Source organism: Sinorhizobium fredii (assembly GCF_002944405.1).
Classification (GTDB): Bacteria; Pseudomonadota; Alphaproteobacteria; order Rhizobiales; family Rhizobiaceae; genus Sinorhizobium; species Sinorhizobium fredii_C.
On record NZ_CP024307.1, the window covers coordinates 3,041,278 to 3,066,503 of the forward strand.

Genomic DNA, 25,226 nt, shown 5'->3' on the forward strand with positions numbered 1-25,226 from the left:
GCACAAGTCATGCATGATCTTGGCGAAATTGCGCAAGAATACAAGCATCATGCATCGGATCTGCGCCATACTCCAACGAAGTTTTGAAGCGTGAGAGGAGAGTTTCGATGGGCCCGTTTCCACATGATGCACCGCCTGCAACCATATCGGCCGACAACCCTGCCGGAACAGATGGCTTCGAGTTCGTCGAATTCGCCCATCCCGAACCGAGGAAGCTGGAGGAGCTCTTCCGTCGCATGGGCTATACGCCGGTTGCCAAGCATAGGAAGAAGAACATCACTGTCTGGCGGCAGGGCGACATCAATTACATCCTGAATGCCGAACCGGGCTCGCATGCGATGCGCTTCGTCGACAAGCACGGGCCTTGCGCCCCATCGATGGCCTGGCGCGTCGTCGATGCGAAACATGCCTTCGAGCACGCCGTTGGCAAGGGCGCCGAACCCTATGCCGGCGACGACAAGAGCCTCGACGTGCCGGCGATCGTCGGCATCGGCGGCTCGCTTCTCTATTTCGTCGAGACCTATGGGGACAGGCGTTCCGCCTACGATGCCGAGTTCGAGTGGCTCGGCGAGCGCAATCCGAAGCCGGCCGGCGTCGGCTTCTACTATCTCGATCACCTGACCCACAATGTCTACCGCGGTAACATGGACAAGTGGTGGGCCTTTTATCGCGAGCTGTTCAACTTCAAGCAGATTCATTTCTTCGACATCGACGGCCGCATCACCGGACTGTTGAGCCGGGCGATCACCTCGCCTTGCGGCAAGATCCGCATTCCCCTGAACGAATCGAAGGACGACACCAGCCAGATCGAAGAATATCTGAAGAAGTACAAGGGCGAAGGCATCCAGCACATCGCCGTCGGCACCGAAGCGATCTATGACGCGACCGACAGGCTGGCCGAGAACGGTCTCAAATTCATGCCCGGGCCGCCGGACACCTATTACGAGATGTCGCACGAGCGCGTCCACGGCCATGACGAGCCGATCGAGCGCATGAAGAAGCACGGCATACTGATCGACGGCGAAGGCGTCGTGGATGGCGGCATGACGAAGATCCTCCTGCAGATCTTCTCGAAAACGGTCATCGGGCCGATCTTCTTCGAGTTCATCCAGCGCAAGGGAGACGAAGGCTTTGGCGAGGGCAATTTCCGGGCGCTGTTCGAGTCGATCGAAGCCGACCAGATCCGCCGGGGTGCGCTGAATAGGCCGCCGGCCGCGGCCGAATAGAGGCGGAGCCGTTCTGAGGCGCCGCGTCTATCAACGCGCAAAGAAGCGCTGCGCGCACCCGTCGGGCGCGCAGCGCGAACTCTACTGCGTTTGTCCTCGCTCGAAGTCGATTTGAGGACAAAAACATGCAGGCAATTCTAAGTGCCACCGTGTCAAGTGTGCATCTGATAAGACGCACGGCTCTGTAGTTCGCTCCCTCAGTTGGACCAGCGGCGCCGCGGCGCGCCCAGATCGCCCTCGTGCCGGAAATAGCGTGACGCCGCTTCGGTGCGATTGCGCACGTTCATCTTCTTGTAGATATTGCGCACGTGCACCTTGACGGTGTTTTCCGAGAGCCCGAGCCGGTCGGCAATGATCTTGTTCTGCGTTCCCATGCAGATCAGATCGAGAATCTGGATCTCCCGGGTCGTCAGCACGCCCCTGTCGTTCTCACCCCGCCGCTCCGGGTCGGCCTCTTCGACGACGGATTGCCTTTGGACAGGCGAGCCGCCCGCCGCGAAACTCCGAGGCGCCAGGCGCCGGAGCAGCGCCGCGGGAAAATGCTCGCCACCCTTCATGAGCAGATCGATGGCAGTCAGGCAGACATCGAGATGCAGGTTCAAGGGCAGCACGCCATGGATGAGGCCCTCGTCGACAAAACCGGCGATCGACGTGTCGAGCTCGTCGGCATTCTCCACCACCACTCCGATCGAAGCCTTGGGGTGGAATTCATGGATCATTCTGATGATCGATGGGAAAGTACTTGCCGGCATGCGGTAGAGCATAACCAGGGCAACATCGACGAGATTACCATCGAGCAGACTGTCGGCTTCCGACAGGCTTACTACATCATGGCCTTGAAAGCGGCCGCTAATAGCTTGCGTCAGGCATTCGGCGAGCAAATCCGCCTTGGCGAGCATTACAATCTTGTTCTTCTTTGCTAAAACCTTGTTGCTGTCTTCAAAATTACTCAGGGTAGAACTCTCACGATACATTTATCCCTCCTTGGGCGTTCCCTGAATTCTTATGGGTGTGAAGCCCCTCTTGAAGAACGCCTGTGATTAAAAAATTTATTCGATTAAAAAGCGAATTCCCACAGCGGTAGAATTCGTAATGACTAATGTATCGTAAATAAGGGCGATGGGAAACAGCCCAAATGGGTTAGATTGGTGGGGCGAGACGATCTAGACCGTCCGAAATCGAACCAATTTTGGGTATATCCACGCAAATACCTGGGACAAGTGGGGAAGCGGCGGTGCATTTTCCGCCGGCTTCGCCCACCCTTTACTTTTCAGGGGTTCGGCGGACCCAGGGGGCTGGGAGCGCAACCGGCGGGGCCGTGAGGGCATTCAAGCCTAGGATGTAGATCGCGGCCCCGCGGGTTCTAGCCCGTTCCAGATGGACGGCGATACCAAGAAAGGGTTATCGGAGCCTTGGGACGCAGGCGATCCGCGGGCCCTTGCGCCGGTTCCCGCACCTCTCGGGCAACCGCCGAGACTCAAGCACACGCTGAAGATCGGCACCGGCGGGCGCGCGTGGCGCGGCCACGTGCCGGCCGCAGCGGCCGTATCGAATTCACAATATTAACATTGTCTTAACGCGCACGGGAGAAAGTACTGCCTGGGATTGCGGAGATGGCGGTCCGGTGCCCCCTCTCCGCCGTAGCTGATCCACCACCGGAGGGTCTCGCCGCCACGGCTGCAATGCCGGATCGAAGAGCGTCAGCTCCGTCGAGCGACTGCTGAGACTAACCATAATTGGTATCTATCGCTTCCTCACATTCCGGATCACACTGCAATCATCGCATAGCGTTTTATGCGTTCCGGATGGTGTCTTTCGTATGTTCGGAAGTATTTATATTGCGTTTGCATGACAAGGCGTATGACAGTTTATATTCTGACGTAGAAATTTACGACAGAGCCCAAGCCCTGTCCGCATTTATACTGAAAAAAGAAATAGAACACATCGAAACCCGCAGATGAATGGCATCACCTTCATCTGATTGAAGAAGAGCCAGCGCCATAAAAATCCTAAAAGAGATGAAAGGGTTTCGGTGCTGGCTCCCTCTCCTCACATATCCTTCCGGTTTCCACCCAGTACCAAGTACAATTGCCTCGCGACTTTCGCGCTCGGCTGTACTGCAGGGCAGCGGGCCTTATCAGACGCGCAAAGGCCGCTGTAGCACTTTGAATTGCTGTATGTCTTTGTCCTTAAACCGAAGTCGATTTAAGGAGACGCGTGCAGTGGGCCGGAGTTATCGGCATTCGGACGGCGCGCGACCTCGGGCGTGACGCCGATGGCTTCCTCGCGCTATCGCGGAAAGCCATGTCGCTCGACGATATCCCAGATCCCCTTGTTGATCTTCATTATATGGTCGATGGCCTCGCTGATCCTCGCCAATTCCGCGTCGTCGATCTGCTCGATCTTGCCGTATTTGATGGTTTCCTTGCTGTCGAAGATGGCCATCAGCTGGGTGCTTGCCTGGTCCCCGGTCTCGTCGAACGAATAGATGCAGTGGCTGTACTTGTTCCTGAGTTTCGCCTGTTTCCCGAGCTGCTGTGTCACGGCCAATATCTCTTGCCGGCGATCGGCCGGCGTCTTGGCCATCTTGGCGAGCCGCTCGACGAGCTCGATGCGGGCGCGCGTCGTGTTCAGCGTCAGGAAAACAATGACCGCCGTTTCCTTGTCCACGTTCGCAAGACCGGCGATCAGATAGATGAGCAGGCTTTCCGTGTTCGTCCACGTGTAGTTCAGTTGCCCGATCAGAAGAAGGATTTCGTGAAATCTCTTCATTGGTCCTGCCTGCCGTTGCCGAATGCCTCCATCCGCATCGCTCATACTCGCTTCCAATCCATCGTTTCCCTTTGAATAGGTTTGGAGCCGAAACCTGCCCGCTGCAAGTAGCCCTAAGGGAGTAGAGCTGCAAATCTATTCTTACCGTCGGCCCGTCGGCGAAATTTCTTTCTTCGCACCATCTACCTTCGACTGAGCGTCGCCGCCCTAAGCTACCCCACGGGGCTAGCTCGAACTGACAGCTTACATTTCGTTCAACTTGGCAACAGACTGCCCGGGCATCGACGAGCAGGGAGGCTCGAGCCTTGGGACCGATAGTGCGCCAGATGCGCAGGTGCCCTTCGATAGGCCCGAGTAGTTGCTCCAGCATGGAGGAGGGCATCCACCACTATATTTGTAACGCCTGATCCCCGGTCGCTCTTGGCCGTCCGGAGATCGAATTTTCTTCATTGAAGTAGCTTTGTTCATTTCAACCCTGGACCGCACACCCGCTAGCTGCGTGAGAGAAAAAGGCGGCTTGGCTGTCGCGGCCTCAAACTGAGGAAGACCATTATGGGTAAGGACAAGAATTTCTTGTGGCCGTGGGAAGACCAATCGCAGGATCAGGATCAATACCAGGATCAGGATCAGGAGCAGGAGTCCGAGCAGGAACAGGAGCAGGAACAGGAGCAGGAGCAGGAGTCCGAACAGGAGCAGGAGCAGGAGCAGTCCAGCGAATCCTATAACGGCAACCTGAACGGCAATGGCAACCTGAACGGCAACGGCAACCTGAACGGCAATGCCAATGGCAACGGCAACCTGAACGGAAACGGAAATGCCAACCTGAACGGTAACGGCAACCTGAACGGCAACGCCAACCTCAACGCCAACGTCAACAAAAACGAGACCGAGGTTGACGTCGACGTGGACAGCAAGACAGAAGTCGAAGTTGATGTGGACGTCGATCTTGACGGCTACAAGCCCTCGGATGACGATTTCGTCGACATCGACAATTCCGAAATCCAGGGCATGGCGACCGTCAGCTTCAAGGACATCCTGGACGAGTCGCTCAACGGCGCCGGCAATGACGTAGGTAACGTCTTCAGCCAGAACGCCATCATGTCGGATGACGACGAGCTGTCCCACGTCTCCAACGACGGCACCCTTTACCAGAACGGCGATGCTGATGGCGGTTACGCCAAGTCGGACGACGGCATTTCCGCCAGCGGTGACGGTGGCGAAGGCGGCGACGATGCCGATGCCGACGGCGGCGACGGTGGCGACGGTGGCTTCGCGATCGGCGGCTTCGCCGGGGGCGGCGACGCTGACGGCGGCGACGCTGACAACGACGGCGACGCGGACGGCGGAGACGGCGAAGGCGGTATCGCTGCAAGCGTCGGCGTCGGCACAGGTGGCACCAGCGGCGACGCTAATGGCGGAATCGCAACGGGCGGCGCCGGCGGCGCGGGCGGTGCAGGCGTCGGTCTCGGCCTTGGGCTCGGTCTCGGCGTCGGAGTCGGCGCGGCAGAAGGCGGTGAAGGTGGCGATAACGAAGCCGGCGACGGCGGCGAAACCGGTGACGTCGAAAGCGACGAAGCGGAAGCCGAGGACGCGGGCGACGGCGGCGACGGCTCGGATGTAGATGACGCTTTCGCGATCCCTGTCCTGAACTTCGGCGGCGACGGCGGCGACAACGACGGCGGCAACAGCGTCGCCGTCGGCGAGACCGGCAACGCCAACGGCGGCAGCGCGGACGATGCCGGTGACGGCGGCGGTGCACTCGGTGCAGGCCTTGGCATTGGCACGGGTTCCGGTGTCGGCGCCGGTAACGGCGGCGGCGGCGGCGGCGGCGGCGGTGCCACTGCAAACGGCGGATCCACCGGCGCTGCCGGCGGCGGGGCCGGGACCGGCGGAGCGGCAACCGGCGGCGCCGGTGATGGCGGCCTTGCTCTCGCGGGTGCATGGGCTGGCGATGCCTTTGCTGGCGGCGGTGCAGGTGGTGCAGCCACAGGCGGTGCAGGCGGCGCAGGCGCTGCAGGTGGCATCGCTACGACCGGCGACGGCGGTGCAGGCTCAGGCGGAACGTGGGGTTCCCATAATGGGGATGATAGTTTCCTCGAAGGAATCTCCTCGGCATCGGCCGATGCGGTGATCGACACCAACGCCTTCAACCAGCAGATCGTGCTTGGTGCCAACCTGCAGGGCAACACCATCGACATGACGGTCGTCGGCGGCAATTACAGCTCGACGGCCATTGGCGAAGACGAAGACGCCGCATAACGGTGAGGCGACACTACCGGTTCGCAACTTCGCAATCGGGCATTGAACTGGACTGCGCGGGTTCGCCCCGCGCAGTCCAACAGCACCGAAATAAAAAAATTGGGGGCTGACAATGACCCTGTATTTCGACAAGACGACCGAGGCGATCGCCCATTTCGTCGGCCTGTTCGCCATTGCTCTTGAAGAAATTCGCCTGCGCGACGCCTATGAAGAATTCAAGGCTCATCAGAAAGCGCAGGAGGAACCGCCGCAGCTCCCTTCCGTGCCGGTCGCGGTGAAGGCACCCTACGAGCTCAAGGATTTCGACCCGGGTATTTCCTACCGTTCGGGCGAGCCGGAGGAGACCGGGCCGACCCCGAGCTTCTATCCCGGGCTTCGTCCCCCGGAGATACCGATCGCGCAACCGGCCGCCGAAATCGACAACCCCCACCTATTCACCCGTGGCAGCTCGAGCGCGTCATCCGCGAGCGCACCCGAATTTCAGATCGATCCGCCCGGTTCCGTGGCGGTCTACGCATCGCAGCAGATCCGGCTTTCGGACAACGACTTCGTCAGCCTTGGCGATCACGGACTGAAGTTTTCCCTGCAGGTGGACAACAGCGCCCTGATGAACGATCTCATCGAGGCGGCGCGGCAGTTGTCGCCGCTCGGCGATGCGGAGATTCCCGGTTCGTCGGAGGAAATCGCCACCTTCATCAGCACGACCGCCGAGCAGCTTGATGCCGCCGCCTCGGGACCGGACGGGCAGGAAGGCAATGTCGTCGCGAAAAGCGAAACCGTCGAAGGCACCTTCGTCAACGGAGAACTCGTCGAGGAAGCGCCGAGTCTCGATGACTACCTGCCTCCACCGGAAGAACCGACGGAAGAGAAACCAGCCACCTCCACCGAAGCCAGCGGCAAGTTCGCGGCAGGCCAAGGCAAGGTCACGATCGAGGCATCGGTCGAACTGGAAGCGGGCGGCAACACGCTGGTCAATTCCGTCGAGCTGACGAACAACTGGCTTCAGTCGCATGTGCTCGCGGTTGCCGGTGACCATGTCGAACTCAATGCAGTCGTTCAGATCAACGTCGTGTCTGACAGCGATCTCCTGAGCCCCACCCTGAACGGCTGGAACCTTGACCCGGGCAAGCCGACCGAGGCCTTCAACATCGCGATGTTCAAGCATCTCGATCCTGAGCCGAGCAATGAAGAGCAGGCCGGAGCCGGAGGCTTTCCGACAGCTTGGGCGATCACCGAGATAAAGGGCGATCTCTTGATCATGAACTGGTTCGAGCAGTTCACCGTGATGACCGATGAAGACACGGCCATTTTGGCGTCCGCTGGCTCGATGGCTTCGATCATCACCGGCGACAATACGGCGGTCAACAACGTCTCGCTCGCGGAGCTCGGACATTACTACGATCTCATCTTCATCGGCGGCAGTGTCTACGACGCCAACATCATCCAGCAGATGAACATCCTGCTCGACAACGATCTGGTCGGAGCAGTCGAGGGTTTCGGAACAAGCGGCAAGGGCTCCGTCTCCACCGACGGCAACCTGCTCTGGAACGAAGCGGGGATCGTCGAAGCGGGTGGCGCGTCCTGCGTCAAACCGATGCCGAATTCCTATCTCGACGCCCTCGGCGATCTTGCAAGCGGGAAAAAATCGCTGCCGGACGGCGTGCTCAAGGATGGCGCTTTCGCCGGCATGGATGGCCTGCGAGTGCTTTATATTTCGGGCGACCTCGTCAACCTCAACTACATCAAGCAAACCAACATTCTGGGCGACAGCGACCAGATTGCGCTCGCCATGAGCAAGCTTGTCGCCAATTCGGATGCGGACTGGACGATTTCGACGGGTTCGAACGCCTTGGTCAACTACGCCGGGATCATCGACGTCGACGCCGGCCAGACCATTTATACGGGGGGCACCGCCTATTCGGACGAAATCCTCGTCCAGGCCGAGCTGATCAAGACCGAACCTTGCCTTGGCGGCCAGGATCCCGACGCGCTCGTAAGCGAAGCGGTTGCGTTCCTCGGCGCCGACATGATGGCGCCCGATCCCGGCCCGCAGCCGGCGGATCACGCGCCGCCTCCGCTCGATACGACGAATGCCGATCCCATGCACAGCATGCTGGCCTGAGCGGAGCGTGGGGGCGACGATGACCGACAACCGCGATCCGTCCTTTAAACACTTCACGACAAACGGCAACGAGGCTGCGGAGGAGGCGCAAAGCTCGCCGCAGACGCCGAAGGCGGAGGCTGCAGGGCACCAATTGCTCCGCAGGATAGACCGCAGGGATGATATTTTGGATCGCACTGTTAAGGAGTTCGACCAGGTGATTGACCAGCTTCGCGGCGCGGCGGCCGCAAGAACCAGCCAGGAAACCAATCATGTCAACAAGGCCGCACCGCCCGTATCCGAACGGCGTGCGGCGCCGGAGGTCGTGCCACAGACACGGACGCCCCCGTTGACGGCCGACAACGCGAACGTCGCGCAAATCGTGCCTGGCCCGCAGGGCGGCGTCGCCGGCCAGCGTCCGCCCGTCCAGGAAGCGCGCAAGCCCGAGCCGCGCTTCGAGAAGCCGACCGTCGAGGTCAAGGCCGAAATGAAGGACAAGACCTCGATCCCGGGTATGGTGGTGATCGACGGCGACCGCGGCCCAATCAAGGCCGAGCCCAAGTCCCCCGACAAGGGAGGCTCCTCCGGCGGAGGGGGCGGTGGCGGCAATGGTGGCGGAGGCGGCGGCGTTTTTCATAAACGTCTCGGGCCGGTCGATTTTTCGGCCAGCCTCAAGGCCGGTCTAAGGGCGATCAAGCAGAACCTGATGGTCGTGATGGTTTTCACCCTCGCCACCAACGTGCTGGTGCTCGCTATTCCCGTTTATCTGTTTCAGATCTCGGACCGGGTGCTGACCAGCCGCTCGGTCGACACGCTGGTCATGCTGACCGCGCTGATCGTCGGTGCGGTCATCCTGCAGGCCGTTTTCGACGGAATTCGCCGCATGATCCTGATGCGGACGGCGGTGGAGGTTGCCGCCCAACTCGGTGCGCCGATCCTCAGTGCGGCCGCCCGAGCCTCGCTCCACAGCAACGGGCGCGAGTATCAGACACTGGGCGACCTGCAGCAGCTTCGCTCCTTCCTCGTGTCGAGCACCCTGCTTTCCTTCCTCGACGCGCCGATCGCGCCGTTCTTCGTGCTGGCGGTCTTCCTGATCCACCCGCATCTCGGCTCGATCGTCATCGCCTCGGCCCTGCTTCTGCTCGTCGTCACCATTTTGAATCAGAAGGCGACGGCCGCTCCCTTCGGCGAAGCCAACAGCTTCCAGAGCAAAGCGAACCTCCATCTGGATTCGATGTCGCGCAATTCGCAGATCATCAACGCGCTCGCAATGATCCCGGAGGCGGTCCGCATCTGGGGCAAGGACATGGCAGGGTCGCTCCGAGCTCAAGTGCTGGCGCAGGACCGCAACATCGCCCTTGCCTCGCTTTCCAAGGCCGTTCGGCTGCTCACCCAGGTGATGATGCTCGGCTGGGGCGCCCATCTCGCCCTTGACGGCGCGCTCACCGGCGGCATGGTCATCGCGGCATCGATTGTCGCCGGCCGCGCGCTCGGCCCGATTGAAGGAGCGATCGAAGGCTGGAACCAGGTCGTCCAGTCGCGCGCCGCCTATGGGCGTATCTCTTCGCTGCTCCAGAACTCGCCGCTGAATTTCGAGCGGCTGAAACTGCCGCGCCCGGAGGGGCGGCTCGACGTCGAACGGCTGCTCTTCGTGCCCAACGGCACCAAGCGTGTGGTCCTGAACGGCGTGACCTTCGCGCTCAATCCGGGCGACTCGCTTGCCGTGATCGGCAGTTCCGGAGCCGGCAAGACGACGCTCGGCAAGATGCTCGTCGGCTCCATCCTGCCGACATCCGGCAACGTACGGCTCGACCTCATGGATTTGCGGAACTGGGATCAGCGCCAGTTCGGCGAAAGCATCGGCTATCTGCCGCAGGACGTTCAGCTGTTTCCGGGAACGATCAAGGCCAACATCGCCCGCATGCAGGAAGACGCCACCGACGCCGACATCTATGCGGCCGCCAAGCTCGCCGACGTGCACGACATGATCGCCCTGCTGCCGCATGGCTACGAGACCTTCGTGGCCGCCGACGGATCACCGCTCTCCGGTGGTCAGAAGCAGCGCGTTGCGCTGGCCCGGGCTTTCTTCGGCAACCCGCGCATGGTGGTGCTGGACGAGCCGAATTCCAATCTCGACAGCGCCGGCGAGGCAGCCCTGACGCGGGCGCTCGCCCATGCCAAGCAGCAGAAAATCACCGTCATCACCATCACCCAGCGGCCCGCGCTGCTCAACAGCGTCGACAAGGTCCTGCTCCTGGTGAACGGCACCGTCGCCCTTTTCGGCATGCGTCAGGACGTCCTCAAGGCTCTCGCCTCGCGCGGCATGAACCTCGAAGGCAACCCGCTCGACCACAACCAGCTCACGTAGGCAAACCATGACGGACCTAGTCAAAGTTTACGATCTCGAATGGTATGCAGAGGTTCCGCGGTCGATCTGGAAACAGACAATCGCCGGACTGGCGCTGATGGCGGTCACATTCGGCGGCTTCGGCCTCTGGTCCTTCACCGCGCCGCTCGCCGCCGCCGTCATCGCCCAGGGCAGTTTCGTCGCCACCGGTCAGAACAAGATCATCCAGCATCTGGAAGGCGGGATCATCGAGGACATCCTGGTCAGCGAGGGGGATCATGTCGTCGCCGATCAGCCGCTGATGCGGCTGGACGAGACGGCAGCGCTCGCCAATCAACGCCAGCTCTTTCTGCGCCGCGCCAGGCTCGAGGCGATCGTCGCCAGGCTGATGGCTCAGGTGGAGGGTGCCGACACTATTGAAATGCCGGAAATCCTCGCCCCGCATCTGCAGGATCCCGAAGTCGAACCGATGGTTCGAAGCCAGGAGCTCAATTTCCGGGCCTGGAAAAGCAAGCTGGACAGCGAAATCGGCCTGTACAAACAGAATATCCAGGGTTTTCAGTTCCGTGCCGAAGGTTACCAGCAGCAACTCGAGGCGGTTCGCCAGCAACATACGCTCCTCCAGGAAGAATATGCCGGCAAGAAGTCGCTGCTCGACAAGAACCTGATCCGAAAGACGGAGATCAAGAGCATTCAGCGGGCGATTGCCGACGCCGAGGGGCAGGTCGGCAGGCTGAGCTCCGAGATCTCCGAAACCGGCTCGCAAATCCTAAAGCAGGAGCAGCAGATCCGCCAGACGGAGGAAAGCTATCGTGAAGCGGCCCTGGAAGAGCTCCAGAAGGTGGAAGCAGAACTGGACTCCGTTCGCGAGCAGCTGACGGGAGCCGCCAGCGTGTTGCGCCGCGCCACGATAAACGCCCCAGTTAGCGGCACGGTCGTGCGGCTCTACTATCACACGCCCGGCGGCGTTGTCGAAACCGGCAAGCCGATCATGGAAATCCTTCCTTCGGACGTGCCGCTGATCATCGAAGCGCAGGTGCTGCGCACCCAGATCGACAGCGTCAAGATCGGCCAGAAGGCGACCGTGAGGCTCACCGCCCTCAACCAGCGGACGACGCCGGTGCTGAACGGCGAGGTCTACTATGTCTCCGCCGACTCCATGCCCGATCCGGCGACCAACGGCATGCAGGAAGTCTATCTCGCCAGAGTGAGCCTGCCGATGAGCGAAGTCTCGCGCGTCTCCGGCTTCGTCCCGACGCCCGGCATGCCAGCCGAGATTCTCATCCAGACGGCCGAGCGGACCTTCTTCGACTACCTGACGAAGCCGATCCGCGACAGCATGGCGCGCGCCTTCATGGAGCGCTAGAACCGGCCGCCTTAAGCCAGTCACCGTCGACGCCGGCGAAGCCTCACGAAGCCGACCCCCTGACGCACCGAGCGTTGGCCGGGGTCGGCCGCATTTGTGGGCAGTCAAGGGACGGCTTGCCTGCCGGCCGAGGGATAGGACGGGGAGGCCGGATTCTTGCTTAGTCGTCCACACTCTTGACGTGCCTAGCCATTGCAAAATAACTCGCAAATTGCTACTATTCTCACTTATTGCTAGCTTATGTTTCGATAATTTAAGTCCTATAGTCGCATTTTATTTTCATTACTTATTTCATTGCGAGGAGCTATGTTTACAGAAATTATTGAGCGTATTGAGGATTTTGAGAATATCCGCAAAACCTGGGACGAGCTTTATCGCAACGATCCCGACTCCCACCCTTGCCTTTCCTGGGATTGGCTGCGCCAGTACCTGCCCCGGCAGGAGCGGTGGTTTATCCTGGCGCTAAGGCGACCCGACGATGCGGATTACTGCGCCTTTCTGCCGCTTCGCGTGGCAACCTACCGCGACAAGACGAGCGGCCTGTTCTGCGACGAGATTCTGATGATCGGCAATCACGGCTCCGGCCGCGCCGGCCTGCTTTGCATGCCGGGCCTCGAGAATGAGGCGGCGGATGCATCCGCCAGCATCATTCGTCGCGAGAACTGGGCAAGCCTGCGGTTCGACTATCTCGATCTTGCCTCCGACCGGACTGAGCGCTTGCTCGACGCCTTTGCCGACGAACAGTTTATCCGCGAGGATGGCGGCGGCGGCGAGGACGGGTCCGATATCTGCGAACAGCCGGTCCGCTGCCTCCTCGTCAAGACGCGCACCGGCCGCAATCTGCGCGACTGTCTCAATCAGCGCAGCATCGACTTCGTCTTCGAGCGCGCCATGGAGCTGCACAGCCGAGGCAAGCTGGACGCAGCGGAGACCGGGTATCGGCAGGTGATCCATGCAGCCCCCAAGCATGTCTATGCCCGCTACGGCTTGGCACAGCTCTGCACCGAAAGGGGAGACCACGCCGAAGCGGAACATCTTTATCGCGGCCTCCTCTCGGCTATGCCGGAGGCGGACAAGATCCAGCACCGGCTGGGCGACGCCCTGATGGCGCAAGCCCGCTACCATGAGGCGAGCGAAACCTTCGAGGATCTGCTTGCCCGAAGCGCGCATCTCGGCCTCGTCCGGTTCAAACTGGCCGTCTGCCTGCTGGCCGCAGGCCAGAGAGACGCTGCCATCGCCACCTTCCTGAGTTTCGAAGGCATCGCTTCCGACGATCCGGAGCATCTCCGATGCAAGCTCAGATCGCGGGAGGCGGTGTCGCGCCTGCGGTTGCGATCGGCGATGGAAGAGCAGAGGGCAACCAAGCGGACGCCGCAGAAGCCACTAGCGCAGGCGGGCCGTCGCTCCCGCGAGACCCCGGCCGCTCCCGCAATAGCCGTTCGGCTCCTGCCTCCGGCCGCACTCCTCAAGCCTTCCGTGCCCGCCGGCGTCTCCGCCCATCTGCATGCGAGACCGATCCGGATCGACCCCCACGGCTCGAAACGGAGACACTGACGGGCGGGGCCCGGAATCAGCTTCGCCGTCCCGCTCGACAGAGCGGGACGGCGGCTTCCGTGCTGTTGCGCGTCCTGCCGGATGCGGAAACGAAAGCCGGTCGCGACGGGGCTGAAGCCCGCGAACGCCCTCGGCGTCGCCTACTTCATGTCTCCTTGAATCGATCTCGATTTAAGGACAAAGACGTGCAGCCTTTCAAGGTGTTACAGCGACCTTTGCGCGTCTGATAGGACGCGCGGCGCTGTAATTAGGAACGCTTCTGCAGGATACCGTAGACGATGTTGCGGTTGGCGCCGAATTCCAGCCGCGCGTCGATCGCGTTGCGGTCGACGCTCGCATTGATGATGCTCCACATGTCCGCTTCCGAGCGCAGCAACAGCGCCCAGTTCATCAACGTCTCCATATAACCGTCGTCGCTGATGTCCTGCGCGAAATTGGCGAAGAGGAAGATCCCTCCCGGCTTCAGCATTTCGAGGCATCGCCGCGTGAGCTTCACCGCCACCTTGTCCGCCAAGTAATCATAGAGGCCGGCGGCGTAGATGAAGTCGAACTGGCCCAGTTCCTGGGACCTGGTCAGAAGGCCGCGAACGGAACCGTCGATCGCCTCGACGCAAGTTCCCCTGAAGTCGCGAACCATCGACCCGACGCTCAATGGGTCCTGATCGAGAGCGATCCAGCGCTTGATCCGCCGCTCCTGCAACGCCACCGAGCGATCGGCCTCGCGCAGATGACCGGCCGCGATCGTCAGGATTTCCGTCTCGGGCCCCTTTTCGGCGGCGATCGCGTCGACATGCCGGGTCAAGAGGTCGCGGCGTTCCCTGACGGCTACCGAGGACGGCGCATTCTTCGTGTATTCGTAAAGCGTGCGCCCAAGCGGAGAGGCCTTGGCGATCTCCTCGGACACGCTCGGATGGCCGTAGATGAAGTCGATCAGCTGCGCGTCGCCGGAATAGCCGCGCGGTTTGCGGAAGGACCAGCGCGTGAACGGATCCTCATGGAAGTAATTCGCCGCCGGATGGTTCTGGACGATCGGGATCAGCTCCTGCCAGACGCTCGGATCGGACTTGCGGCGTATCTCGTGAAGCGCGCCGATCAGCTGGTGAATGATCGACGGCGGCTCGCGGCGCTGCTCGATCTGCTGCTGGGCAATCATCAGCGCCAGAGCGACCTCGGCTTCGCCGGTTCTGAGCTGCTCGTCATGGCGATCCGTCTTGGCTGTCGAGAGTTCGGTTGTGATGGCGGTGGGGGTAATGAGGCTTTCGCCGTCGAAGGCAATCTGAATTTGGGTCACGCGAGACTCATCCGTTAATAGATCGTTAACATTATGCGCAAGAACCGCGAGTGCGCCAAATCCAATTTCAACCTTTCGAATATTATGGTTAACGACCGCCCCAACTGACCTGTTTTGCTACACTATTACGTGCACCTTTGCCCCATTTCCAATTCAGCAAAACTTAATGGACCTGAACTAATGTGCCGAACAATGCTGCGCGCCCTCAGTATCTCCCCAAGCAAGCGGCAAGTGCAGGACGCCCCCGTGCCACTCGTCGAAGAGAGACTTCGGGCTTACAAGAAGACGCAAACGCAATGGATCGGTGCATGAAGCACAGGCTGGCCGACGTAGTTGAGATCGACCTTCACAGAGAGCCGCCGCGACCGGCCTCGACCGAGCTGCGCGCGCTCTATGAAAACGAGGGTGAAGGCGCTCGCAAGCAGGCGACGCGGCACGGGTTCTGGACCGCTGTCGCGGTCTATCTGTTGTTTTCGATTACCGACATCCTGCTGGTTCCGGATGTGGCGCATTATACGATTGCGGCGCGATTCACGATTGCGATCGTCGCGCTGATGCTGATCGAGGCGCAGATCCGGCTGAACGCCAGCGCGAACGCGATCGACGTCACGGCTGCCGCAGCGCTCGTCGTCGCCTATGCCGGATGGCTCTATCCGGCGATGATGACCGCAGACACCGAAAGCATCTCCTATTACATGGTCTTCGGCGCGATCTTCATGATGAGCGTCAATCTGTTCTTCAGCTTCCAGTTCCGCGTTTCGCTGTTCGCATCCGTCACCATCCTGATGATTTTCTTTGCGGCGGTGCTGTCCTTCTCTCCGGCGGAGGTCTCCTACCGGCTCGCCTTCGGCACCTTCAACATCTCCTGCTTCGTCTTCACCTCCTATGTGAACTGGAAGCTCAACAGGGAGCGCTACAAGGTCTTTCTCAACGCCTTCGAAGCGCGCATTCAGCAGAAGGAGGCCTCCGAACGCGGCAGGGCCCTGCTGCGGCTGTCGAATACAGATTCGCTGACCGGCCTCGACAACCGCCGCGCCGTCGACCAGAAGCTCCGCGACTATTGGAGTGACTGGCAGAAGAAGGGAACGAGTTTCGCCGCGTTCCTCATCGACGTGGACTTCTTCAAGAAATACAACGACTTCTATGGGCACCAGGAGGGCGACCGCTGTCTCGTTCTCGTCGCCAGCGCTCTCAAGGACTCGATCGAGCCGGTCAACGGTTCGATCGGCCGCTACGGCGGCGAAGAGTTCATTGTGCTCGCCCGTCTGGAGACCAGCGACGAGGCGGCCGCGCTTGCCGAAGCGATCCGTTGCAGCGTGGAAAAACTGGCTCTGGAGCACGGGCAGCGGCGCGACGGAATGTCGGTCGTCACCGTCAGCGTCGGTGCGGCGTTCAGCCGAAATCAGACGGGCTCAAAGCTCGAGAGGCTGATCCACGAGGCCGATCGGGCGCTTTATGGCGCAAAGGCGAGCGGCCGCAACTGCGCCCGGCTCTTCGATCCGAATGATCCGCTCAGCAGCGACGAGAGCGAGAACATCGCCGCCCTGCTGAAAATTGCCATCGATCAGGACCTCGTCTCGCTCGTCTATCAGCCTATTCGAAACGTCGCATCGGGACGCGTCGATGCGGTCGAGGCGCTCATGCGGCTGAAAATGCTGGATGGCACCGCGGTGCCCCCCAGCCTCTTCATTCCGGTCGCGGAGCGCACCGGCGCCATCCTGGATCTCGGGCGTTGGGCGATCAAGAGGGTGTGCCGCGAACTTCTGGCCGCCGAGCACGTGCCCGTAGTCAGTGTGAACGTCTCCCCGATCCAGCTGAAATCACCGGGCTTCGCGGCCTCCGTAGCGGCGATTCTCGGCGAAACCGGCGTTGCCGGCGGCCGACTGGCTCTCGAAATCACGGAGGGCCTGGAGATGGAGATGCATTCCGATATCCTGCGCTGCATCAGCGACCTCAAGACGCTCGGCGTCAGGATATGGCTCGACGACTTCGGAACGGGCTTCGCCGGCCTGTCCTGGCTGCGGCTGATCGATTTCGACACGGTGAAGATCGACCGCTCCTTCCTGCACGACTGCGACACCCCGCGGGGCAAGGCGATGCTTGAGGACATTATCGGACTCGTGCGAAATCGCGGCCATAAGATCCTCGTGGAAGGCGTGGAGACCGAGGAACAACTGGCATTGATGCGACAATTCCGTATCGACCAGGTCCAGGGATTCCATGTCGGCCGTCCGGCGCCCGCGCAGACTTTCCGCCTCCCCTCAGTGCCAAAAACAGGCCAGCGGCGGCTCTGACACCCCCCAGCACGGCCGGCTGACAAGCACCGCATTGAACGCCGAAGCTGACTCGACGGGCAATGGAAGACCTACAGGCCGCCACGCTTGCACCGAGGCCGCTTTGCCCACTTTGTGAGGTGCAAAGCGACCTTTACGTCGGAACGCTCAGCCCCACCGATCGTGCGCTGCGGCGTCGTGTTGTCGCGCCGCAGGATCTCGAGGATTTGGCGGTCGAAGGCATCGAGCTGCGGCGCGTTAGGAGGTGGCATGGTAACTCCCGAAACAAACTTGCAAAACGAGGCGCGTATTTTCAGCGCCTTTTTCATGCGCTTCGCAATATGTTTCCGGCAAACAACAAGCGAGGTCTTCATGTTCATCCCCAACAGCAACGCGGATTATCGGCTGCCGCTCGAAACGGCGCATGCCACGATCCTCGGCTCGGACGCGGCGGCGGGCGTGGAACGCCACCTCGGCTATCGCGACCAACATGCCGAGACGCCGCTCGTCTCCCTGCCGGCTCTCGCGGCCGAAACCGGCGTTGCCGCGATTCATCTGAAGAACGAAGGACAGCGGCTGGGGCTCGGCAGCTTCAAGGCGCTCGGTGGCGCCTATGCCGTCATCCGTCTCGTCCTCGAAGAAGCCGAAGCAAAGTTGGGAAGGCCAGTCGATATGGCCGAGCTCAATTCCCCTGAGATCCGCAAGATCGCCGGTAGCATGACCTTTGCCTGCGCCACCGACGGCAATCATGGCCGGTCGGTCGCCCAGGGCGCCGAGCTCGTCGGCGCGCGGGCGGCGATCTTTGTCCATGCCGGCGTAAGCGACGAACGCGTGGCGGCGATTGCGCGCTTCGGGGCCGAGATGATCCGTGTCGCGGGAAGCTACGACGATTCCGTCAAGGGGGCCGCGCGTGTTGCCAATGAACGCAACTGGACGATCGTCTCCGACACCTCCTGGCCCGGTTACGAGCGCATTCCAGGACTGGTGATGCAAGGCTATACCGCGCTTGTGCGCGAGGCGCTCAGGCAGATGCCGGCGCCGCCGACCCATGTCTTCATCCAGTCCGGCGTCGGCGGCATCGCCGCTGCGGTCGCCGGCCATCTGGCGATCGTGCTCGGTGAGCGGCGGCCGGTCTTTACCGTCGTCGATCCCGCCCGCGCCGCCTGCCTGTTCGAAACGGCACGGGCCGGCCATCCCGTGACGGTGCCGCATGGCGAACCGACCGTCATGGCAATGCTCGAATGCCACGAGCCGTCGCTCGTCGCCTGGCGCATCCTGTCGCGCGTCGCCGATGCCTTCATGACCGTCGACGAGGAGGACGCCGTTGCGGTGATGCGGCGCCTTGCCAATCCGATCGGGACCGATCCGGCCGTCGTAGCCGGCGAGAGCGGCGGTGTCGGCCTCGCCGGTTTTCTGAAGGCGGTCGCCGATCGCGAAGTGAAGGCGGCGCTTTCCATGGGCCCGGAATCGCGCATCTTCCTGGTCAATACGGAGGGTGCGACCGATCCGGGCAAATACCAAGAGATCCTCGGGCTCTCGCCTGAGGATGTCGTGACGCGAGGTGCAGCATGAGCAAACATTCCATCGATTCCGCCCGGCTGCTCGGCCGGCTTTCCGAACTCGGTGCGATCGGCCGCGACGAAGGTGGCCAGCTGACGCGTCTTGCCGCATCCAATGCGGACAGGGAGGGCCGCGACCGGCTCGTCTCATGGATTGAAGCGGCCGGCCTTGACGTCGCCGTCGACCGGATCGGCAATATCTTCGGCATCTGGGCTGCGGACGGCATGGCTGATGCCGCGCCGGTGATGCTCGGTTCGCACATCGACACGGTCATCAATGCCGGTATCTATGACGGATGCTACGGCGTGCTTTCGGGCCTCGAGGTGATTGAGACGCTCAAGGAAGCGGGCTTCATGCCGTCACGCCCCATCGTCGTTGCCACCTTCACCAATGAGGAAGGCGTGCGCTATGCGCCCGACATGATGGGGTCGCTCGTCTATGCCGGCGGACTCGATGCCGATGCGGCACTTGCCACGGTCGGAACCGGCGGATCGAAGCTCGGCGACGAGCTCCGGCGGACGGGCTATGCGGGTGATAAGGGACCAGGCTTTTTGAAGCCGCAAGCCTATATCGAACTGCATATCGAGCAGGGCCCGGTCCTGGAGCGCGAGGGCATCCCGCTCGGCGCGGTCGAAAACCTGCAGGGCATTTCCTGGCAGAAGGTGACGATCGAGGGTGATGCCAATCATGCCGGGACGACGCCGATCTCCATGCGGCGCGACGCCGGCCACGCGGCCGCCCGCGTCGTCACCTTCCTGCGGGAGCGTGTGAAGGCGTCGAACACGCCGACGGTGGCGACCGTCGGCTGCATGGAATTCGAGCCCAACGCCATCAACGTCATCCCCTCGTGCGCGACATTCACGGTCGACCTGCGCGACCCGGACGAGGAGCGGTTGAAGCAGGAAGAAGCAGGCCTTGCCCGCTTCCTCGAAACGCTTTCAGCCGAAGAGGATGTCACGATATCGGTGGAACGCCTGGCGCGCTTCGAGCCGGTGAAGTTCGACGAGAGGATCGTCGCGACCATCGAGGCTGCCGCCGAGGCACGCGCCCTTCCCTGCCGCCGGATGACGTCGGGCGCCGGCCATGACGCGCAAATGATCGCGCGGATTGCGCCCACGGCGATGATCTTCGTGCCGAGCAAGGGCGGCATCAGCCATAATCCGAAGGAATTTCACCGCGGATGATGACCTGATTGCCGGCGCCAACATCCTGCTCGATGTCGTTCGCAAAATGACGGAGGAGGAATAGGCGATGGATCTCGGGCGACTGGTCTCTGAGATGCGGGAGTGGCGCCGCCACCTTCACGCCCATCCGGAATTCGGCTTCGAGGAAAGGCAGACCTCGGCTTTCGTCGCCGCAAAGCTTCGGGAGTTCGGGCTCGACGATGTCGCCGAAGGAGTCGGCGGCACGGGCGTCGTCGGGACACTGAAGCGGGGCAATGGCAACCGGTCGATTGCGCTCAGGGCCGACATGGACGCCCTGCGCATCTCCGAACAGTCGAACCTGCCCCATGCGTCGCGCCATCCCGGCTTCATGCATGCCTGCGGCCATGACGGCCATACGGCGATGCTGCTCGGCGCCGCACGTCGCTGTCCACGTGGTGTGTCATCGGCGCTGTGGGTATGGCTGCGCGAGTTGGACTATATGCTGGGGTTATGGACTCCATGCCCACGGTAGACATTTAAAATAAGGCGGTGGGCCCCATGAGTCCGCTTTAGGCGTCGAAGGACCAGAGAGGGCGCCGGTGTGCCAGCGCGGTTCAACGTGTCGTTGCGTCACGTTCGAACACATCGTCCTCTAACGCGAGCAGGTCACTCGTGCTCCCCGAAAGGCCCTGCTTGCTCCCCTTATAGGAGAAGGGGCGAATGAACCGCCCCGGTCTCATCGTAGCAACAGCGCCTGAGCGCTAGTTTTTCAGGCGCGCTTGAGGGCTGGCTCCAGGCCAACAGCGGCGGCTAACCCGCCGATATCCTTGATCTCGGTGTATTCGTAATAGGGATTGGCCGGCTCATGGCCGCGGTTGACCCAGACCTTGCTCTTGATGCCCAGGTCATAGGCGGTCATCAGGTCGTAGCGGAAGGATGAGGACACATGAGTAATGTCTTCGGGCCCGCAGCCGAGCTTGTCGAGCATGTATTCGAAGCCCTTCATCAGAGGTTTGTATGCCCCGACTTCTTCTGCCGTGATGACCATATGGATGGGCGCGCCCAGCTTTTCCACGTTCGACATGATCAGGCTGTTCATGGAGTTCGACAGGATGACCAGCGGAATTTCCTCGGCCACCCTGGACAGGCCAGCCGGGACGTCCGGGTGCGGACCCCAGGTTGGCACTTCGTCATAGATGCGTTGCGCGTCTTCGGGTCTGAACGGGATACCGATGCGTTTGCAGCTGCGCTCGACGGAATTGTGCACCACTTCGAGGAAAGGTTTCCATGGCCCTAGCACCTCGTCAAGGCGATAGCCTCTAAAAGCCTCGACAAAGCCGGCCATCGCTTCTGGGGAGAGACGCTCGCCGTAGACGCGCCGCGCAGCCCCGGCCATATCGAAATTTGTGAGCGTGCCGTAGCAGTCGAAGGTGACGTACTTCGGTCGAAATTGGGTCATGGCGTGTATTCCTTCCAAGTTTCCACGGCACAGTGTGCCGATACAAGATCATCGTAGTGGGCATGAGATCGCGGTGCGGATAGACCGCAATGCGGCAGCGAAGCAGACATCTTTGAGATGTCCGCATCTGATCAGTTTCGTTTCCTGTGCCTTTTTATATCAGGCCAATCCACCCAGGCGGAGCACTCCACCTTGATTACTGCATTCCGGCCAGTGGGAGCACCCTGGCATAACTTTGCGGCGATGGCAAGCAATTGTCCAACAATTTTTTGAATGGTCGTCGTCCCGCTACTTTCCCACAGCTGGAGTACGTCGCTATTCATCAGCACAAATTTCTCGGCTGAAGCCTCCCGTTTTCCCTTTTTTCCAGCGATTACAAGAGCTCATCGGAGCATTCTGCCCGGTCGTCAATCGTTCATCCGGCAGCAAAAAGACTGATGCCTCCAACCGCAAAAGGTCCCAATCGAAAAAATTGTTGTACAAAAATTGGATCGTGAGATACTGAGGCCATCGAGCTGCCCATTCTCGAGGCAGAAACTGAATGAGTTGAAGATGGGTCACAAGCATCAGTGCGGGCCAGCCCGCGTCCCTGAGCTTTCCGAGGCGTGCCATCCCGTGGGCGCAGCGGAAGCCGAAGAAATCGCCGAACGACTATATGGCGCGCGTGGCTCGGCCACGCGCTTTGCAACTGAGAAAGACGACACGTTCCTCCTCAACTGCGCGACCGGGGGGAAGTTTGTGCTGAAGATCGCTCATCCTTCCGAGCGGATGGAGGAGCTCGATTTCCAGGTCGCGCTGATGCGTCATCTCGAGCAGCGGGCGCCAGATCTACCCGTCCCCCGTGCACTTCGCGACGTCGACGGCGGGGATTTGCCCATCATCACGACCAGTGCCGGCGAGCGGCGGGTGGTGCGGCTCATCACCTTCCTCCAAGGTACTCCGCTCGACCGGACATCTGCCACAGCCCCACAGCGCGAACGGATCGGCGAAATCCTGGCAAAGCTGCGTCATGCCATGGCCGATTTCTCGCATCCCGCAGACGGCCGGGCGCTGGCATGGGACGTCACCCATCTGCTCGATCTCACCGATCTGTTGAGCTTCATCCCCGGGGGCGGCAAGCGTGCCTGGACCGTCCGCGCGCTTGAGCGGTTTGCCGAAGTCAAGCCGAGGCTCGACCTGTGCCGGCGGCAAGTGCTCCACAACGACTTCAATACATCGAACCTAGTCGTCGATCATGCCAGCCCGCAGTTCCTGACTGGCGTCATCGACTTCGGCGATGCGGTCCGTACCGCTGTCGCCGTCGATGTCTCCACGGCGTTGATGAATCAAATGCCAAAAACGCTCGACCATGGGAACCGGCGTGACCTGTTCGACGAACCCCGCGACGTTCTGCGCGGCTATCTCCGCCACGCCGAACTGACGGACGAGGAACTCCGGCTCATCCCCTTCCTGTCGATGGGCCGTCTTGCGGTCCGTGCGCTGCTGACGTGCTGGCGCGCCGAAATCTTCCCCGAGAATAGCCGCTATATCCTGCGCAATACCGAAGCCGGCTGGGCCCACCTCGAGTGGTTCCACTCGATTTCGACCGCACAGATTTCCGATCTTCTGACACGATAGGAACCGTAATGTCCAAGCAAGCGACTACCCTGCCCAAGGGCTTCCGTGGCGACATGCCAAATGGCTTCAATCCTCAGGACACGTCTCATCTCACAAGTGAAGATCTGGCGCATATCGCCAAGCGGCAAAGGCTGCTCGGGCCCGCTTATCGGCTCTTCTACAAGTCGCCGGTTGAGATCTCCCGTGCCAAGGGCGTCTTCCTCTATGACAAGCACGGCAACGAATATCTCGACGCTTACAACAACGTGGTATCCCTGGGGCACTCTCATCCGCGTGTCGTCGAGGCGATCCAGAAGCAGCTCGAGGTACTCTGTACCCACACGCGTTACATGCAGGAGCCCCTGCTGGACTATGCTGAAGCCCTGATCAATACGTTCGGTGGCGAACTCGGGCGGACCGGGTGCGCGATGTTCACGTGCACCGGCTCGGAAGCCAACGATCTCGCCTTGCGTATCGCGCGCTACCACACACGCAAGACCGGCGTCATTGTTACGGCCGAAGCCTATCACGGCAACAGCGGCGCGGTGGCGGCAATATCGCCGTCACTCGGCAAGAAGTCGGATCTGGATCCCTATCTTCGCACAGTTGCTGCGCCGGATTCCTACCGCCTGCCCCCCGAGGAAATCGGCCGGCGGATGGCAGAGGATGTCGCGCGGCAGATCGCCGACATGGAACGGCATGGCGGCGGCCTAGCGGCCTTCATCGCCGACTCCGTCTTCTCCTCCGATGGTCTCTACGTCGATCCGACGGACGTATTGGCGCCGGTGGCGGAAGTGGTGCGCAAGGCGGGCGGCCTGTTCATCGCCGACGAGGTGCAGTCCGGATTCGGGCGGACCGGCACCCATCTTTGGGGTCACTCCCGCCACAAGGTCGATCCGGACATCGTCACCATGGGCAAGCCCATGGGCAACGGCTATCCCGTTGCCGGCGTAGTCCTGCGGCCCGAACTCGTTGCCGAATTCGGATCCAGCATGCGCTACTTCAACACCTTTGGCGGCAACTCCGTCGCTATCGCCGCTGCAAGGGCCGTGCTCGACACGATCCTCGAAGAGGGCCTGATGGACAACGCCGCCAAGGTCGGCGGCGAAATCCTCGACGGCCTCCGGGACCTACAGAAGAAATATGAATTCGTCGGCGATGTTCGCGGGGCCGGCCTCTATTTCGCCGTCGAACTCGTCAAGGATAGAGACCGGAAAACGCCGGACATGGACCGCGCACTTGCAGCCGTTAATGCCTTGCGCGACCGGCGCATCCTCATTTCCGCGACCGGAGCGGACGCGCATATCCTGAAGATTAGGCCCCCGCTCATCTTCACATCGGCCAATGCGGCGCGTCTGCTCGAGGGCGTCGACGAGGCGCTTCGGTCCGTGCAGATCTAGGACCCACCATGCAGCCGGGAGGCGCAATATCGTCTCCCTTGCCCTACGCCGCCGCATGTGGCGTAGGTATGCAAACAAAACAACGAGCAAAGCCAAAGCCATGCCGCCGCTGCACGCCAAGACTCAAGCCGAAGATCTTGAGATGAATGTCGAGCCCTTGCCCGCTAGCGCTGTGGAAATCCTGACCCACGCCCTGCGGCGGCGCATCTTGTCGGGAGATTTCCGACCGGGCGAGTTCCTTCGCGACGTGAAGATGTGCGAGGAGCATTCGACCTCGCGGCACACATTCCGTACAGCAGCCCAGGTGCTCGTCACCCAGGGCCTGCTGCGTCAGATACCGAACCGAGGCTTTGTGGTGCCCGAATTCGGACCCGACGATATTGTCGATATCACACGCGTGCGCGGCGCCATCGAGGGCGAGGCCATTCGTCTGATCGTGCTGACCGGCGTCATCCCATCTCAGGCGCTGGAGGCGGTTGAGGTTATGCACGCGTCGACTCTCTCCTCCGACAGATCCCTGCTGGTTGCCGCGGACCGTGACTTCCACCGCGCGATCATCGCGGCTAGCGGCAGCGCTCGACTGAAGCGAACCTATTCAGACCTCGAGGGCGAGATCGAGCTTCTCCTCGCACAGCGGCAGGATTTCTACGCCACTGCCGAAGAAATGGCGGAGGAACACGAGCGGCTCATCAACAGCTTGAGAAGCCGCCACTACGATACGGCGCGGGAGGCGTTCCAGGAGCACTGGGAAGATCTCCAGATCAAGTTGCTCGATCAACGTTGACCAGCGCTCCCCGGAATCTGACAGCTCGGGAGCATAACCTGCCAGGCGGCGCTGACGATGCCGGTGCCGCCGGTTCGACGCGGAGCAAGCACC

At 61.4% G+C, this 25,226-nt stretch carries 15 protein-coding genes and 3 pseudogenes; 13 read left to right on the forward strand and 5 right to left on the reverse strand.

Annotation, left to right across the window (positions count from 1 at the left end; genetic code table 11):
- Positions 1 to 107: 107 nt before the first annotated feature.
- Positions 108 to 1,226 (forward strand): 4-hydroxyphenylpyruvate dioxygenase, encoded by a 1,119-nt coding sequence (hppD, locus tag NXT3_RS14965; RefSeq protein WP_097527145.1) that lies wholly within the window; start codon positions 108 to 110, stop codon positions 1,224 to 1,226.
- Positions 1,227 to 1,423: 197 nt separating this feature from the next.
- On the opposite strand, the gene NXT3_RS14970 is transcribed toward hppD, so the two are convergent.
- Together NXT3_RS14970 and NXT3_RS14980 are read right to left on the reverse strand one after the other, a co-directional pair.
- On the reverse strand, positions 1,424 to 2,200 hold the full coding sequence (locus NXT3_RS14970) for a helix-turn-helix transcriptional regulator (protein ID WP_104839600.1): 777 nt from the start codon (positions 2,198 to 2,200) through the stop codon (positions 1,424 to 1,426).
- A 1,315-nt stretch (positions 2,201 to 3,515) separates the two neighbouring features.
- On the reverse strand, positions 3,516 to 4,043 hold the full coding sequence (locus tag NXT3_RS14980) for a hypothetical protein (protein WP_037425727.1): 528 nt from the start codon (positions 4,041 to 4,043) through the stop codon (positions 3,516 to 3,518).
- Between the two features lie 507 nt (positions 4,044 to 4,550).
- Between NXT3_RS14980 and NXT3_RS14985 the strand changes: the two genes are divergently transcribed.
- From NXT3_RS14985 to NXT3_RS15005, 5 genes are all read left to right on the forward strand, one after another.
- Positions 4,551 to 6,257, forward strand: a complete 1,707-nt coding sequence (locus tag NXT3_RS14985; protein ID WP_097527144.1) for a hypothetical protein — start codon at positions 4,551 to 4,553, stop codon at positions 6,255 to 6,257.
- Positions 6,258 to 6,369: 112 nt separating this feature from the next.
- Positions 6,370 to 8,379 (forward strand): type I secretion protein, encoded by a 2,010-nt coding sequence (locus NXT3_RS14990; protein ID WP_104839602.1) that lies wholly within the window; start codon positions 6,370 to 6,372, stop codon positions 8,377 to 8,379.
- Positions 8,380 to 8,398: 19 nt separating this feature from the next.
- The gene (locus NXT3_RS14995) at positions 8,399 to 10,726 is read left to right on the forward strand and encodes a type I secretion system permease/ATPase (protein ID WP_104839603.1); all 2,328 of its coding nucleotides are present in this window, start codon (positions 8,399 to 8,401) and stop codon (positions 10,724 to 10,726) included.
- 7 nt (positions 10,727 to 10,733) lie between these two features.
- A complete protein-coding gene (locus NXT3_RS15000) occupies positions 10,734 to 12,071 on the forward strand; it encodes an HlyD family type I secretion periplasmic adaptor subunit (RefSeq protein ID WP_104839604.1) in 1,338 nt (445 codons plus the stop codon).
- 306 nt (positions 12,072 to 12,377) lie between these two features.
- Entirely contained in the window at positions 12,378 to 13,625 is a 1,248-nt protein-coding gene (locus NXT3_RS15005) for a tetratricopeptide repeat protein (protein ID WP_104839605.1), read from the forward strand.
- A gap of 247 nt (positions 13,626 to 13,872) precedes the next feature.
- On the opposite strand, the gene NXT3_RS15010 is transcribed toward NXT3_RS15005, so the two are convergent.
- A complete protein-coding gene (locus tag NXT3_RS15010; RefSeq protein WP_104839606.1) occupies positions 13,873 to 14,916 on the reverse strand; it encodes a class I SAM-dependent methyltransferase in 1,044 nt (347 codons plus the stop codon).
- 308 nt (positions 14,917 to 15,224) lie between these two features.
- Here NXT3_RS15010 and NXT3_RS15015 point away from each other — a divergent pair, with 308 nt between their 5' ends.
- Positions 15,225 to 17,210 (forward strand): putative bifunctional diguanylate cyclase/phosphodiesterase, encoded by a 1,986-nt coding sequence (locus NXT3_RS15015; protein ID WP_037425751.1) that lies wholly within the window; start codon positions 15,225 to 15,227, stop codon positions 17,208 to 17,210.
- Positions 17,211 to 17,359: 149 nt separating this feature from the next.
- Here NXT3_RS15015 and NXT3_RS33250 read toward each other — a convergent pair.
- Positions 17,360 to 17,461: pseudogene (locus NXT3_RS33250) on the reverse strand (AsnC family transcriptional regulator); the annotation flags it as partial.
- Positions 17,462 to 17,561: 100 nt separating this feature from the next.
- Here NXT3_RS33250 and NXT3_RS15025 point away from each other — a divergent pair.
- The 3 genes and pseudogenes from NXT3_RS15025 to NXT3_RS15035 all read left to right on the forward strand — a co-directional run.
- On the forward strand, positions 17,562 to 18,761 hold the full coding sequence (locus NXT3_RS15025; protein ID WP_104839607.1) for a diaminopropionate ammonia-lyase: 1,200 nt from the start codon (positions 17,562 to 17,564) through the stop codon (positions 18,759 to 18,761).
- Positions 18,758 to 19,997: pseudogene (locus tag NXT3_RS15030) on the forward strand (Zn-dependent hydrolase). The gene NXT3_RS15025 and the pseudogene NXT3_RS15030 overlap by 4 nt, the downstream one beginning before the upstream one ends.
- A 3-nt stretch (positions 19,998 to 20,000) precedes the next feature.
- A pseudogene (locus NXT3_RS15035) lies at positions 20,001 to 20,336 on the forward strand (M20/M25/M40 family metallo-hydrolase); the annotation flags it as partial.
- A gap of 327 nt (positions 20,337 to 20,663) precedes the next feature.
- Here NXT3_RS15035 and NXT3_RS15040 read toward each other — a convergent pair.
- Positions 20,664 to 21,353 carry a haloacid dehalogenase type II gene (locus tag NXT3_RS15040; RefSeq protein ID WP_037425763.1) on the reverse strand — a complete coding sequence of 230 codons (690 nt, stop codon included), beginning with the start codon at positions 21,351 to 21,353 and terminating at the stop codon, positions 20,664 to 20,666.
- 615 nt (positions 21,354 to 21,968) lie between these two features.
- On the opposite strand from NXT3_RS15040, the gene NXT3_RS15045 reads away from it, so the two are divergent.
- The 3 genes from NXT3_RS15045 (at position 21,969) to NXT3_RS15055 (ending at position 25,133) form a co-directional block, all read left to right on the forward strand.
- Positions 21,969 to 22,970, forward strand: coding sequence for a phosphotransferase (locus NXT3_RS15045; protein WP_104839608.1), 1,002 nt, complete (start codon positions 21,969 to 21,971; stop codon positions 22,968 to 22,970).
- Positions 22,971 to 22,978: 8 nt separating this feature from the next.
- The gene (locus tag NXT3_RS15050; protein WP_104839609.1) at positions 22,979 to 24,349 is read left to right on the forward strand and encodes an aspartate aminotransferase family protein; all 1,371 of its coding nucleotides are present in this window, start codon (positions 22,979 to 22,981) and stop codon (positions 24,347 to 24,349) included.
- Between the two features lie 100 nt (positions 24,350 to 24,449).
- Positions 24,450 to 25,133, forward strand: coding sequence for a GntR family transcriptional regulator (locus NXT3_RS15055; protein ID WP_097527138.1), 684 nt, complete (start codon positions 24,450 to 24,452; stop codon positions 25,131 to 25,133).
- The last annotated feature ends 93 nt before the right edge of the window (positions 25,134 to 25,226 follow it).

Coding starts and splice junctions, on each gene's coding strand:
- hppD (WP_097527145.1), top strand. CDS start 108: ATGGGCCCGTTTCCACATGATGCACCGCCTGCAACCATATCGGCCGAC.
- NXT3_RS14970 (WP_104839600.1), bottom strand. CDS start 2,200: ATGTATCGTGAGAGTTCTACCCTGAGTAATTTTGAAGACAGCAACAAG.
- NXT3_RS14980 (WP_037425727.1), bottom strand. CDS start 4,043: ATGAGCGATGCGGATGGAGGCATTCGGCAACGGCAGGCAGGACCAATG.
- NXT3_RS14985 (WP_097527144.1), top strand. CDS start 4,551: ATGGGTAAGGACAAGAATTTCTTGTGGCCGTGGGAAGACCAATCGCAG.
- NXT3_RS14990 (WP_104839602.1), top strand. CDS start 6,370: ATGACCCTGTATTTCGACAAGACGACCGAGGCGATCGCCCATTTCGTC.
- NXT3_RS14995 (WP_104839603.1), top strand. CDS start 8,399: ATGACCGACAACCGCGATCCGTCCTTTAAACACTTCACGACAAACGGC.
- NXT3_RS15000 (WP_104839604.1), top strand. CDS start 10,734: ATGACGGACCTAGTCAAAGTTTACGATCTCGAATGGTATGCAGAGGTT.
- NXT3_RS15005 (WP_104839605.1), top strand. CDS start 12,378: ATGTTTACAGAAATTATTGAGCGTATTGAGGATTTTGAGAATATCCGC.
- NXT3_RS15015 (WP_037425751.1), top strand. CDS start 15,225: ATGAAGCACAGGCTGGCCGACGTAGTTGAGATCGACCTTCACAGAGAG.
- NXT3_RS15025 (WP_104839607.1), top strand. CDS start 17,562: ATGTTCATCCCCAACAGCAACGCGGATTATCGGCTGCCGCTCGAAACG.
- NXT3_RS15040 (WP_037425763.1), bottom strand. CDS start 21,353: ATGACCCAATTTCGACCGAAGTACGTCACCTTCGACTGCTACGGCACG.
- NXT3_RS15050 (WP_104839609.1), top strand. CDS start 22,979: ATGTCCAAGCAAGCGACTACCCTGCCCAAGGGCTTCCGTGGCGACATG.
- NXT3_RS15055 (WP_097527138.1), top strand. CDS start 24,450: ATGCCGCCGCTGCACGCCAAGACTCAAGCCGAAGATCTTGAGATGAAT.